The 12,128-nt window shown below is 36.4% G+C and carries 14 protein-coding genes and 1 tRNA gene; 7 read left to right on the forward strand and 8 right to left on the reverse strand.

The window, feature by feature from the left end; translation table 11 throughout:
* From V7137_RS24525 to V7137_RS24545, 5 genes are all read right to left on the reverse strand, one after another.
* A partial coding sequence (locus V7137_RS24525; RefSeq protein ID WP_335700495.1) for a hypothetical protein occupies positions 1-434 on the reverse strand: 434 nt, incomplete at its 3' end.
* A 105-nt stretch (positions 435-539) separates the two neighbouring features.
* Complete coding sequence (locus tag V7137_RS24530) at positions 540-1,649, reverse strand: DUF4236 domain-containing protein (protein WP_335700496.1); 1,110 nt, start codon at positions 1,647-1,649, stop codon at positions 540-542.
* A gap of 75 nt (positions 1,650-1,724) precedes the next feature.
* Positions 1,725-2,945: a YHYH domain-containing protein gene (locus tag V7137_RS24535; RefSeq protein ID WP_335700497.1), complete on the reverse strand. Its 1,221-nt coding sequence runs from the start codon at positions 2,943-2,945 to the stop codon at positions 1,725-1,727.
* Positions 2,946-3,203: 258 nt separating this feature from the next.
* The gene (locus V7137_RS24540; protein ID WP_335700498.1) at positions 3,204-3,596 is read right to left on the reverse strand and encodes a terminase small subunit; all 393 of its coding nucleotides are present in this window, start codon (positions 3,594-3,596) and stop codon (positions 3,204-3,206) included.
* A gap of 142 nt (positions 3,597-3,738) precedes the next feature.
* Positions 3,739-4,233, reverse strand: a complete 495-nt coding sequence (locus tag V7137_RS24545; protein ID WP_335700499.1) for a helix-turn-helix domain-containing protein — start codon at positions 4,231-4,233, stop codon at positions 3,739-3,741.
* 149 nt (positions 4,234-4,382) lie between these two features.
* Between V7137_RS24545 and V7137_RS24550 the strand changes: the two genes are divergently transcribed.
* The 6 genes from V7137_RS24550 (at position 4,383) to V7137_RS24575 (ending at position 9,487) form a co-directional block, all read left to right on the forward strand.
* Positions 4,383-4,604 (forward strand): hypothetical protein, encoded by a 222-nt coding sequence (locus V7137_RS24550; RefSeq protein ID WP_335700500.1) that lies wholly within the window; start codon positions 4,383-4,385, stop codon positions 4,602-4,604.
* A gap of 83 nt (positions 4,605-4,687) precedes the next feature.
* Positions 4,688-5,176, forward strand: a complete 489-nt coding sequence (locus V7137_RS24555; protein ID WP_335700501.1) for a hypothetical protein — start codon at positions 4,688-4,690, stop codon at positions 5,174-5,176.
* Positions 5,177-5,443: 267 nt separating this feature from the next.
* Complete coding sequence (locus V7137_RS24560) at positions 5,444-6,019, forward strand: CHC2 zinc finger domain-containing protein (protein ID WP_335700502.1); 576 nt, start codon at positions 5,444-5,446, stop codon at positions 6,017-6,019.
* Positions 6,019-7,884, forward strand: coding sequence for a hypothetical protein (locus V7137_RS24565; RefSeq protein WP_335700503.1), 1,866 nt, complete (start codon positions 6,019-6,021; stop codon positions 7,882-7,884). Before V7137_RS24560 ends, V7137_RS24565 begins: the two co-directional genes overlap by 1 nt.
* Before the next feature lie 162 nt (positions 7,885-8,046).
* Complete coding sequence (locus V7137_RS24570; RefSeq protein ID WP_335700504.1) at positions 8,047-8,235, forward strand: helix-turn-helix domain-containing protein; 189 nt, start codon at positions 8,047-8,049, stop codon at positions 8,233-8,235.
* A gap of 130 nt (positions 8,236-8,365) precedes the next feature.
* The gene (locus V7137_RS24575; protein WP_335700505.1) at positions 8,366-9,487 is read left to right on the forward strand and encodes a tyrosine-type recombinase/integrase; all 1,122 of its coding nucleotides are present in this window, start codon (positions 8,366-8,368) and stop codon (positions 9,485-9,487) included.
* Between the two features lie 122 nt (positions 9,488-9,609).
* Here the strand turns inward: V7137_RS24575 and V7137_RS24580 are convergent.
* Positions 9,610-9,706, reverse strand: a tRNA-Sec gene (locus V7137_RS24580).
* A 277-nt stretch (positions 9,707-9,983) separates the two neighbouring features.
* On the opposite strand from V7137_RS24580, the gene V7137_RS24585 reads away from it, so the two are divergent.
* Positions 9,984-10,409: a DUF2621 domain-containing protein gene (locus V7137_RS24585; protein WP_335700506.1), complete on the forward strand. Its 426-nt coding sequence runs from the start codon at positions 9,984-9,986 to the stop codon at positions 10,407-10,409.
* A 257-nt stretch (positions 10,410-10,666) separates the two neighbouring features.
* On the opposite strand, the gene V7137_RS24590 is transcribed toward V7137_RS24585, so the two are convergent.
* A complete protein-coding gene (locus V7137_RS24590) occupies positions 10,667-11,143 on the reverse strand; it encodes a CcdC family protein (RefSeq protein WP_335700507.1) in 477 nt (158 codons plus the stop codon).
* Positions 11,144-11,315: 172 nt separating this feature from the next.
* Entirely contained in the window at positions 11,316-12,023 is a 708-nt protein-coding gene (locus V7137_RS24595; protein WP_335700508.1) for a cytochrome c biogenesis CcdA family protein, read from the reverse strand.
* Positions 12,024-12,128 lie beyond the last annotated feature (105 nt).

Below are 12,128 nucleotides of genomic sequence, written 5' to 3' on the forward strand. Positions count from 1 at the left end.
TCTTCTTTTGCCTTTTGTTTAGCAATTGCCGCTGCTTTCAATTTTGCTTTCTTTTCATCTTGGTCAGCCACTTTTTTCTTTACGTCCGTTGCTTCTACTTTTACTTCATTTTTGTCATTTGGAATCATAGCGGTACTTCCGATCCATACCACCATAGCACCTACCATCATCATAAACTGCTTCTTTGCTTTACCGTTTCTTCTAAATAATGAAATGATCGCCATGACCAGGAACACAAGAGACAGGATGAATCCTAAAGCAAATAAAATCATAGCAGCCGAATTTCCTGAAGCAAACAACCATATGATAATTCCGACTATCATCAAAAGGAAATTCATTTTTGCTTTTGGATTTCCTTTTCTTATTCCATTAATCCCGGATACAAGAAAAAATGCCGTAATGATAAATCCTACCCAGCTAAAATATATTGCCAAATTAATACCCCCTATTTTCTATTTATCCTTTGACAGCTATCTATTATAAAGGAACATGAACAAAAAATGGTTTTTTTCTCCTAATCTAAGTTATTTGAACATCTCCTATACTTGTATCCTTTCAACCGGTGCAAATCCTTTAGTTTTTCGGAAATTCATTTTATGTTCGAAGTTAACCATGGAATCTGAGCAATCAATCGTATCAAAATTCAATCGGTTCAGCGTGCTCCTATCAATTTTAACTGATAATACTACGATATCTTCATGATACCCAGTAGAAGTGTTCAATTGAGAATCCAAAGCGTGAATAATGATTATATCTAACGGCAAGAGAGCGAACATATCTCTTGCTATTCTAAGGGTACAGCTACAAACGTAATCCTGTTGAATATCGTAATATTTGGAGATAGGCATATTTTTGACGGAAACCTTACCTGTACTGGTTAGAGTTTTCATTTCTGTCGGAACAACATTTTTGGTTTGTACATCAAATTCAACTTCCATGGTATGGGATTCTTCAAGAAAAAACTCAAACCCACTTCCAAACTCACTTAAATCATCTAAAGGGGCGAACTCCTTTATCACTTCAAAATAAGTATCTAAATCCCCATTCAATACTTTCATTGCAGTTTCTGTCAATGAACTCCATTCCTGATATTCTTCTTCTTCTTTTTTTCGGGCTTCTAATACCTTACTTCGAAGCTCCTCCACACGCTTTTCTTCTTGGTTAAATACCCTTGCTACAAAACCAGGTCTATAATTTTGAAGTTCGAGCAGTGCTTCCTGTTCTAAAGGTCCAGGGTGCCCTTTTAAGAATGGAGGTTCAGTATTTTTAATGTCGTTCCAATCTACAAAATCATCGCATTCTTTATGAATAGATTTAATCATTTCCAGCCTATTTTCAAATAACTCAACTTCTAGGCGATTTCGTTGCAACTCTTGTAATTTTTCTCTTTCTTTTTGCAATCGGTTCAATTCCAATTGTCGCTGATAAGAAGCGGTCCTATAGTTCCCTTGACTACGGCTGCTCCCACCGGAAGCGGAGGTGTATGAAAGACCAGTTCCAGGCAAAGAAACTGTAGTTCTTCTTTGACCTCTTGAGTTCACAGAGTACCTCAATCCTTTGACGCCTACACTTGCCCCAACCCCTCGACTACTTACGTTTAAACGAACTCCTGGGGCTATTTTAAAGCTTTTTCTAAACCCAAAACCCATATGGTTTCCTCCTTAATCCAATTCTGCTCAGGTTACTTAAGGGTTAATTTTTTGTTCTATTTATTAAAGGACTTCCTATTTAATTCTCCTCTTTCTTCTAAATCCGTACCAACCTCCGCCTGCTAAAGCCAATACCACGGCACCGACTCCGCCAGTCATCTTTATTTTATTTTGTTTGTCTTCGTACTCCTTGAAACCTAACTGATAGTGATGTTTAAATATCTGTTCCGCCTTTTTATATTTGGACGGTATTTTTAAATCTTCTCCTTCTTTTCCTAATTCAAAGGCTTCATTTTTTATTTGATTGATTTCTTTATTAGTTTCGAAACCTGCTTTATACCAATCTGTAAATTTCTCATTGTTTAATTTGGGATCCTGATATTTTAACATAGTAAAGGCGGCTGCATATCCTTGTTTAATGTAGCTTTTCTTTGAATAACTTTGCCCCTTATCGTATCCCTCTTGATATGCCTTAACATACATTGCCTCCACATCTTTAGGAGGAGAATTCACATCTTTTTTTCCATCACTATAACCTAGTTCTTTATATTCCTTTTTTTTAGCTTCTACTCTTTCTGCTACAGCTTTATTAAATCCAGCCTCAAAAGATTTTTTTAACCCAGAGTGTGATCTATAGACAGGTGGGATAACAATTTTATTTTGTTTTTTCCCTAAAGCATATCCCTTATCAGTCGCATTTGTTTTTGCTGATTCAATTTTTTTCTTACCAGCTTCATATCCTTTATTGTAACCAACAGCATAACCTACTTTATATGCCTGAGAGCCATTTGCCTTTGACATATTACTCGGTTTTTCTTTATAGCCATCATTAAGACCAGCAGGATATCCAGCTTTTTCTCCTTTGGTATTATCTTTTTCTTCTTGGATTTGAGCTTTTTGCTGAGGGCTGTTATTAATCAAGGTTAAATCATAACCATCGGGAGCTTCGCAGGGAATCCCATCATCTACTTTGCCATTCCCCCAACCATCCAAGTTTTCTGGATCGTAAGTATCTGAATAACCTTTAGTATTCCAATAGTCAATCATATCGTCATATGTTGCAAAATCTGTGCAATCCTTGTCATTTATATTTGTGCTCTTACTCGAAGAACTGCTGCTGGGTTTTGTACGCCCCCCATTATGATAATGGTACTCCCCAGTACTAAGTCCCCAGCTACCACAGTTTGTTCGGCAAGTGTGTCCTCCACTTGAATCAGTTCTTCCTGGGTGTGCATAAGCTATTGACCCATACAGAAAAGTAAATAAAAATCCTAATAAAGCTATTCTCTTCCCCATTATTACTCCCCCCTATTTCTATTATTCTATAAAAAAACAGTAGAATGCTATCCTACTGAAAGTAACATTGAGTTTATGTAGTTCAAAAGATGCGGTTTATTTCCAATTTTATCTTCACATATCTTCCACTAAATAACAATTGTTTTTTATCCGCTGTTTAGGAAAAATCATTAGTATGTTAAGGTCCTGCAATAAAGCAAAAAAAATCCAATCTTTTAAGATTGGACTTTAACTCTAAATTTATAACACTACTGTATCTTAATCATTTACCAGGGATGGATCAATAAAACTAAACTCTATTTTTTGATTTAAAGCACCTTGCAATTCCTTTTTCTCCACGAATGCACCATTCGTTTTAGCAATATATTCTGAGGCTTTAAGTCTGTCCTTTAAGTCTGCATTATCATTACGCATAATTTCCGTCCAAAACCGCTTCGTTTCCGTAATATCCGCAATAAATTCTACATCCAATTGTGCATTCCGCTCCTTGATGTATTCTTTGACCTTAGCATTTCTGAGCAGGCGGCTTGCATTAACTTCGGCAGCATTCCCTTCTGCTTCATATCCCGCTCTCAGATAGCTGGCTGTTGCATTGCCTGTTTCAATATAAAAGTCGGCAAATTGTTTTTGCTTTATATTTAATTGGTTCATTAATAGCACCTACTTCAACCTAAGATTTCGAACACATGTTCTTAATTCTATTTTATCATAAAAAATCCATTTTCTATTATTTCAAACAAAATTTTAATAATAATGACCTCTAAATAATTAATCACAAAAAAATAAGTTCTTATTATTCCAATTCACTTCCACCTTTTTCATTTAACTTCTGCTGTTTTAATAGCTCATATTTAGCAATTTCCTCTTCAATTTCAAGAAGCTTAAGTTCATATTCATGTTCCAATTTCCTCATTTCTATTTTACGAAAATAGATGAGGTTATTTATATCCAAAATCGATATATCTAATGGATCTTCAGGTACTTGGTCCAAAGGTCGTCGTAAAGATATATTTTTGGCAACGACTGCTGCTCCAACTTCTATTAATTTCGATGCGATAATTTCTGAATCCACTCCATCGCCTTCAATGCAATTCATTAAAGCAGCCATTTTTGAAATAGAATTACCTGGTTCTTTGGCTTTTTTATCAAGCAATTTTATTAAGGATCCCTGATCAATTTTATAACTTTTTCCATCTTGCTCCGCTTCTAACTCTCCACTTCGGATCCATCTACGCACAGTTTCTTCACTTACACCAACCATTTCACTAACTTTCTTCGTTGTTAACATACCAACACCCTTTAGTTGTTTTTGATTCCATTATAATTTACTATTCCCCAATACACAACACACATGCGTGTGAAACATGACGAAAAGATGGAAATTATTAAGCATTAATTTGAGTTATATTTATGGTGAGGCTAGAGGGGGTGATTGGGTTGAAAGCGAACAGAGAAATTAGAATGCTAATTAAGCAGGCAGGAATCCACACTTGGCAGGTTGCAGAAAAACTAGGGATTCATGAAAACACCTTATTCCGTAAGCTTCGTAAAGAGTTAAATGATGAGGGAAAGCGTTTAGTTTTCGAAGTAATTGATCAGATAATGGCTGAATTAAGAACAGATGAAAATCTCAGCCAATCTATAAAGTACAAGAGATAAATATTACTGAAAACTAAATATTCATGCCAGAACAATCCTGGCCGGCAATGTCTCATGTCCGTTAGCCATGGAGGCACTCGACCATGCTGTGGGTAAGCTTATTAGCCACCTTAGACAAAAGTGTCAGAGGTATGGAGCGAGGACGGGTTAGATGCCCATATAAGAAAGTTATCAATGCACTTCAGCAGTTAAGGGCTGAACAGGGCACAGTAAAAAGTCAAAACGTGTTTAATATTTTTATTAAGGAGACGATTATATTGGTTATTAAATCATTATCGGAGAAAACAACAGGTTTGGCAAAGAGAACCAGAGATTTCCTAGAGGAAACAGGAATTGAACCTGTATTTTTAGCACCCTTTGGAGTTCGTAAGATTAATATTTTTGAAGATGAGGAAACAAGCCTATTTACTGTCTGCACAAAGGACGAAAATAAAAAAGAGTTAGATGTTGTAGAAGGTATCTACAACTTAAAATATTGCTGGATTTATGCGAAAGCAATTGCTGAAGCAGCTGGCTTGTCAGTTGAGGACATCGAATATACTCAAAAGATTGTCAAAAATGAGAATGGGTGATTTCGATACCTATTGTAAGAGTGGAAATTGACCATAAAGGCTGCTTTACGTAATTGTAAAAAAGAAAATCATCCAATTTAATAGACCATGTTAGGACTTTCCTAGCCGGTGATGCCTTCTGTCCGTTATCCATGAAGGCACTCAACCAAGCTGTAAAGGTTGCTTATCAAAAGCAAGCCTTAGCACTCATTGGTAGTTGGTTGAGTGAAACGGCGGGTTGGATGCCTTATTTTAATATATTTAAATTCATAAAAAGTGGTGCTTACTATGTCTATTATTGATGAAATTAAAAACCGTTTAACTATTGTTGAAGCCATAGAATTATATACCAATGCCAATTTATCCAAGGCTGAAACTACTAAAAAGCAATTTAATATTTCTTGCCTTTGGCACAATGACAAAACTCCATCGCTTACGATCTATACCAAAAGTAATAAATGGAAATGCCAGGCAGGTTGCGGCAGCGGTGATGTTTTCAATCTAGTTAGTAAAGCGCTCGACATTTCAAACAAAGAGGCAATACTAATGCTGCAAAAACAGTTAGGGCTAAAAAATGTAGCCCCATCAGTTGAATACTCCCTTCAGCAAAACGACAGAAAGATTCTACGCGGCTTCAAGGAAACAAAGGAAAAAATTGTTTTGGAGTTACTGCATCATAGAAATTTATTTAATCTAGCAATGAAACAGGTTGTTTCCTTTGAAGATATTGATAGGCTTACTGAAGTTTATCACTTTAAGCCCCTGATAGAAAAATATTTGGAAGAATTAAATTCAAATGATTTTGAAATACAGTTAGCTGCTGTTAAGTACCTGAAACCATTATTTCTTGAGGTGAATATTTAATGAGTAATGATCTTGTTAGGAAAATAAAGGAAGTTTTTTCAGAGGAGGAACTTTCGGAGCTAAAAAAAAATGTGGAGCAGCAACCGCAAATTACTGCACCACCCAAAACATTCTACGAAAATATTATAGCTCATTATAGCAAGAATTTGAAGAAAACCAATTATACCATTTATAACGGACACCTATGCTTTAAAAAAGGAGGACAAGATGAGTATGTGCCTCTCTGCAATTTTATTCCTTTTATTACAAGGGAAACAGTCGAAGATGATGGTGTCGACCGTAAATTGATGTACCACGTCAGTGGTGTAATGGTCCAACAGGAAAGTATATTCCCGGAGATTTACCTTCCTGCGGAAAACTTCCCTTCGTTGAATTGGGTCCAATCATCATGGGGGCTAAGAGCAAATATAGAGCCTGGTTTCTCCGTAAAAGATAAAATTCGACATGCTGCACAATCGATTTCAACTGATTGTGTTAGAGACGATATTTTCACTCACTTAGGATGGAGGAAAGTGTACGGCAATTGGATTTATCTCCATGCTGGTGGCGCAATTGGGAAAGAAAACATAACTATTAAACTAGAAAGTAGCCAGCTTGAAAAATACCAATTACCTGTTGATGATGAAGTTGATGTAAAAAAAGCAGCTCTTCAAAGTCTTGAATTGTTAAAAACCGCTGAATTAGAGGTAACCCTACCATTATTTGCAATGGTTGGCCTTGCCCCACTCTGTGAGCCGCTTAGAAAAGCTGGGATTGAACCAGCATTTGTACTCTGGATTTCAGGGCCTAGCGGCTCCAGGAAATCCACTTTGGCTGCATGTTTCCAATCCCATTTGGGAGAATTCAATAGTGGGAAAGACCTTCCGGCTAGCTTTAGAGATACAATGAACGCCATTGAAAAAAAGGCATTTTTGACTAAAGATAGCCTATTGGTGGTTGACGACTATCATCCTACCTATTCCTCGCAGGAAAGTAAACGAATGGAACAAATTGCGCAACAAATCCTTCGTGGCTATGGCGATCGAGTTGGCAGATCTAGAATGAAAGCAGATACTTCGTTACAAAAATCGTATCCGCCTCGTGGAATTTGTTTAATTACTGGGGAAGATACGCCTAAGGCTGGAATAAGCACCACTGCAAGGTTTTTGGAAATTGAGATTGCATCTGATTCTATTAATCTTGAAAAATTAAAGGCATGTCAAGAAAAGAATAATCATTACAGTTATGCTTTTAAAGGATACATTAAGTGGCTATTACCACAAATGGAGCAATTACCCAAATTACTAAAAAGGATGTTCGATGAAAATAGAAATCGTTTTTTAAATAAAGAAACACATGGTCGAGTTACAGAAACAATTTCATGGCTTCTAGTAGGCTTAGAAATGCTGCTTTCATATTACGTTCACGCCCAAGCAATCAATAATGAACAAAAGGAAAAAACAATGGCACTTGCGATTGAGAAATTCGACACAATAGCAAAAAAACATGCAATAAATTTATTTTCTCATGATCCAGTGTTGCTATTTATAGAAGGGTTCCGTGAACTAATTAATTTAAAAGCAGTAACCACTGTTGACATCAAGGAAGACCCTTATAGTGATGACAGGCATTTTATAGGATGGGAAGACCATGAATTTTACTACCTTGTTCTTGGGAATGTGATGAAGGAAATTAACATCTATTTCCAAGGGCAGGGGCTAAGGTTTCCTATTTCAAAATATATGCTTTTAAAAATGCTAGCCGAGCGCCAAATGATTGAAGTGGAAAGAAATGAAAACGAAACCCGCAATACTGTTAGGGCCTATGTAGGAAAGGACCAAAAACATATAAGAATCGTGAAGATAAAAAAATCGGCCCTTTTATAGATAAATTCAAGGTCATGTAGGTCAGCAAGACCTATGTGACCTGAAAAAACACTACAACACATATGACAATAAAATAAGAACCTGGAAACATTTACTTAGCTGGCAGCCTTATGTCGGCCCAGGTTATTAGAAAGAAATTCAAATGAATAGGAGGAATATGTAATGAAAACTTCAGAATTGCCAGAAGTGTTGGAAGTAAAGGATATCCAAGTATTCTTAGGAATTGGTCGTAGCCAAGCCTATAAATTAGCCAAATCTAAATCATTTCATGCTGTAATAGTAGGCAAACGTATTCTTGTTTCAAAAAAATCATTTTTAGAATGGTTTGAGGGTAACCATTTAACAGCCTGAAAATTTACTTTTGATTATTAAAGAACCAAAGACGCCAAGTCATGTTTTGCAACCGGTAGACTATTCCATTATTATTACTGTAGGTGCAAATGCTTGGTGTCCAGCTATTTCTAATAGAGGAGAGTATCATATGGCTGGATATCCAAAAAAAGATGAAAAAAATGGGACGTATTATTTTGTTCTAGAAGCGGGAAAAAACGCAAATGGGTCACGAAAAAGATTTAAAAGAACAGGGTTTAAGAAAATCAGTGAAGCAAAAGCAGCCATGGCAAAGCTGATGCTGGAGCTAAAAAGTGGCCAATTGCACATAGAAAATAAAATGTATTTAGCTGATTATTTGGATTATTGGCTTGAGAACTATGTAAAAACCAACACAAAACCTAAGACTGCCGCAGAATATGAAAAGATTATCAAAACACATCTGCAGCCAGCACTAAAACACATCATGCTGAGTGAATTAAAAAGTACCCACCTGCAAAGCTATTATAAGGAAAAATTAAACGTTTTGTCCGCACAATCTGTGACTCATCATCATCGTGTTCTTTCTAAAGCATTAAATGATGCAATCGATTGGGAATTCATTGATCGTAACGTGGCAAAAGGGGCAAAACCTCCTAAACCTACCAAACGAGAAATGAACACTTATACGGTTGAGCAACTTAATTTACTTCTAAAGACCGCTAAAGAAAAAACACCCGTGTTTTTTCCAATAGTCTATGCAGCTGCACATACGGGAATGAGAAAAAGCGAATTAATCGGATTGACCTGGAAAAACGTTGATTTTAAAACGGAAAAAATTTATATTCGTCAAACTATTACGGAAGCAAACGGGAAGTATTTTTTTAATCCCATTCCGAAAAGTGAGAAACCTAGAGGGGTAAAGTTAACAGCGGAACTGTCGAAATTAATGCAGAAGCTCAAAGAGGATCATGATAATCGGAGAAATATTCTTGGGGAAACCTTTAATCCTCACAACCTCGTCTTTTGCAATTCAAAAGGAAATATAATGGCTCCATCTGAAATATCGCGTGCGCTTAAAAGGGCATTAAAAGCCGCAGGACTGCCAGATATCCGTTTTCATGATTTACGACATTCTCATGCCACGATTTTACTAAAGGCAAATGTGCATCCCAAAATCGTAAGCGCTCGATTAGGTCACTCCAAAATACAAGTGACGATGGATACCTACTCACATCTTACAGATTCGATTGAAGCCATTGCCGTGGACTATTTAGATGAATTGCTTGAATAAAGTAACCTCAAGGGCACAAAAAGGAAAATGGCACTTTTTCGGCACTTAGCCGTAAAAAAAAGACCAGTACCCTCTAGTCTTTGTACAAAAGGAATTCGTAAGAATCCTTGATTTTACTGGGTTGGCGGGACTGCGTGGGAATCGAACCCACCAGACCTGGCACGCAGGTCTCAAGCAGTTTTGAAGACTGTGGAGGGCACCAGCACCCCATTCAGCCCCATGGATGTAACAATATCAGGTGTTAGGACTATACTTACAAAGTCTTTTCGTGATTTAACCTATCCACTTCGATTCTCTATAATCATTTATCATATTACAATGGATTATAGTATTAATCAATAGAATCGGCCTATATGTCACTTTTTCGACAAGCATATCACAACAAGATGGACCTGCCCCTGCCAAATGTAAACTCCAATACCTACAATACTTGTCTTAATTCATAGAAACAGACTATAATAAGAAGAAAAAATAGTTATCTTGTAGGTGAATAGATATGCTTCATGGTTGGTTTTTATGGTTTATCCTGTTCTGGGTATTTTTCCTAGTTGGATCATTTGCCATTGGTGGATTTTTTATGTTTCGAAAATTTTTGAAAAAAATGCCGAAAGAAGACGGCAAATCAGTTATGGATTGGGAAGAACATTATGTAAATGAATCGCGACACTTGTGGGGGACCGAGGAGAAAGAACTCCTAGAGGATTTAGTCACTCCTGTTCCCGAGCTTTTCCGTGATGTTGCCAGACATAAAATTGCCGGTAAGATCGGCGAAATCGCCTTAAATGAAAAGGCTCCAAAAATCACTCAAGACCTCGTCATTCGTGGCTATATCCAAGCAACACCAAAAAGAGATCATAAATTTCTACGTAAAAAACTGTTTGAGAATCAAATTGATGTGACTCCTTTTGAGCACTTATTTTAACCGTCTCTATGATAGACGGTTTTTTGTTGTTGGTTATTTCATTTACCTTGTGCACTCTCTTTTTTACTTTTCGGTAAATGAAACAGGCTTTCATTTACCTTGAGCCATCACTTTTCTACTTTTCGGTTAATGAAACGGGTTTTCATTTCTCATTTTTTTACTTTTAGATATATGTACCGTTATATGTTTTATCACGAGTGAACACTTTTAAAAATAAAAAAACTGACCCTTTATAGGGCCAGTGTCTCAATCAATTATTACTGTTTACTACCATGAAGCTGTTTAAAAAGCTTTTTGTAGTCGACATACATCGCAATCCGCCATGGCACAATCATACAATACGCAAGGAGGAAGAACATGCCGCTTAATTCTCCAATATCTAGGGTTGCACTAAGGACTGATTTCATCACAAGGCGGACGACTAATAGTCCAATCAAAATAAAGAAAAATGCTTTGGATCGCTTTAGGTAAATATCATTATCGCGGATCTCAAACTTTGAGGTTTTGATTAGTAAAATGGAAAATAGCATCCCTACTATCGCGGCCTCAATGATTTCGGCTCCACTTAGTCTAAATTGCGGTTCCATATACATTAATGCCCCACTCGACATGAAAATGGGCGGTAGAATGATTTTACGAGCATTTGTAGGTTTTTTTGCAGCTTTCATACGGACCACCAATGCGAGGCTGCCCATAATTACCGCTCCAATTGAAGAAGCTATTACTAAGTTCATTAGATTCATTCCTTATCTAATTTATTTTCTAACCCATTATATCTCAAATAAATGGATTTGAAAAAAATTAACTCATAATAAAATGTTCCATATTTACCACATGTTTAATTGATATAAAAAAGGAAAAACCTTCTCAGGAATTTCCTTACCAAGAATATTTATATTTTCACCGTTAAAACCCTGTAAAGCCGCCAAATAGATTAGAAAAGATCATAATGATCTTTGTCATCCAGTCAAAGAATAAAACAATTCCCATGACAATCATTATGTAACCGCCAATTTTAACAATTTTCCCGCTGTTTTTCTTAATCCAAGTCATCCGGCCAAGGAAGAACGAAAGAATAAAGAATGGAATCGCAAAACCTAAAGTATAGGCGATCATATACATCATACCAGAACCAGGATTCGTTGCTGCAAGAGAGATAACAAATGAAAGGATTGGTCCTGTACAAGGTGTCCACCCTGCTGCAAACGCCATCCCAATTAAAACGGAACCAAAAAAGCCTGAAGGCCGATTTTTAAATTCAATGCGGCGATCTTTCATCATAAACTTCGGATTAAATATCCCAACGATCACTAAACCAAAGAAAACAATAAAAATTCCGCCCAGTTGACGAATGAGATCTTTATACTGTAAAAAAAAGCTTCCTAGAAACGAAGTTCCAAATCCAATCGCAATAAAAATAATCGAAAATCCTACTAGAAAAAATAAGGTATGGAGCAGGCTCCGCTTTTGAAGCATGGCATTTTCACTTTTTAATTCGCCCACTGACATTCCGGTAATGTATGAGAGAAATGCAGGATAAAGCGGTAAGCAACAAGGCGAAATGAAGCTTAAAAATCCTGCTCCTAAAGCTAAAAATATATTTACATCTGACATATTAACACTCCCACTATAGTCGATACGTTTATATTCTAACAAATGATTGCTATAAATGATAATGGTTAACATGAATATTTTGTGTCACCTAGGTTTTTCATTCTT

This window comes from Neobacillus drentensis (genome assembly GCF_036962765.1).
GTDB lineage: Bacteria > Bacillota > Bacilli > Bacillales > Cytobacillaceae > Neobacillus > Neobacillus drentensis_C.

Bases quoted from the DNA above. Each gene is read 5' to 3' on its own strand.
- V7137_RS24560 (WP_335700502.1), top strand. From the start codon at position 5,444: ATGTCTATTATTGATGAAATTAAAAACCGTTTAACTATTGTTGAAGCC.
- V7137_RS24595 (WP_335700508.1), bottom strand. From the start codon at position 12,023: ATGTCAGATGTAAATATATTTTTAGCTTTAGGAGCAGGATTTTTAAGC.
- V7137_RS24575 (WP_335700505.1), top strand. From the start codon at position 8,366: ATGGCTGGATATCCAAAAAAAGATGAAAAAAATGGGACGTATTATTTT.
- V7137_RS24530 (WP_335700496.1), bottom strand. From the start codon at position 1,649: ATGGGTTTTGGGTTTAGAAAAAGCTTTAAAATAGCCCCAGGAGTTCGT.
- V7137_RS24555 (WP_335700501.1), top strand. From the start codon at position 4,688: ATGCTGTGGGTAAGCTTATTAGCCACCTTAGACAAAAGTGTCAGAGGT.
- V7137_RS24570 (WP_335700504.1), top strand. From the start codon at position 8,047: ATGAAAACTTCAGAATTGCCAGAAGTGTTGGAAGTAAAGGATATCCAA.
- V7137_RS24565 (WP_335700503.1), top strand. From the start codon at position 6,019: ATGAGTAATGATCTTGTTAGGAAAATAAAGGAAGTTTTTTCAGAGGAG.
- V7137_RS24540 (WP_335700498.1), bottom strand. From the start codon at position 3,596: ATGAACCAATTAAATATAAAGCAAAAACAATTTGCCGACTTTTATATT.
- V7137_RS24590 (WP_335700507.1), bottom strand. From the start codon at position 11,143: ATGAACTTAGTAATAGCTTCTTCAATTGGAGCGGTAATTATGGGCAGC.
- V7137_RS24535 (WP_335700497.1), bottom strand. From the start codon at position 2,945: ATGGGGAAGAGAATAGCTTTATTAGGATTTTTATTTACTTTTCTGTAT.
- V7137_RS24585 (WP_335700506.1), top strand. From the start codon at position 9,984: ATGCTTCATGGTTGGTTTTTATGGTTTATCCTGTTCTGGGTATTTTTC.
- V7137_RS24545 (WP_335700499.1), bottom strand. From the start codon at position 4,233: ATGTTAACAACGAAGAAAGTTAGTGAAATGGTTGGTGTAAGTGAAGAA.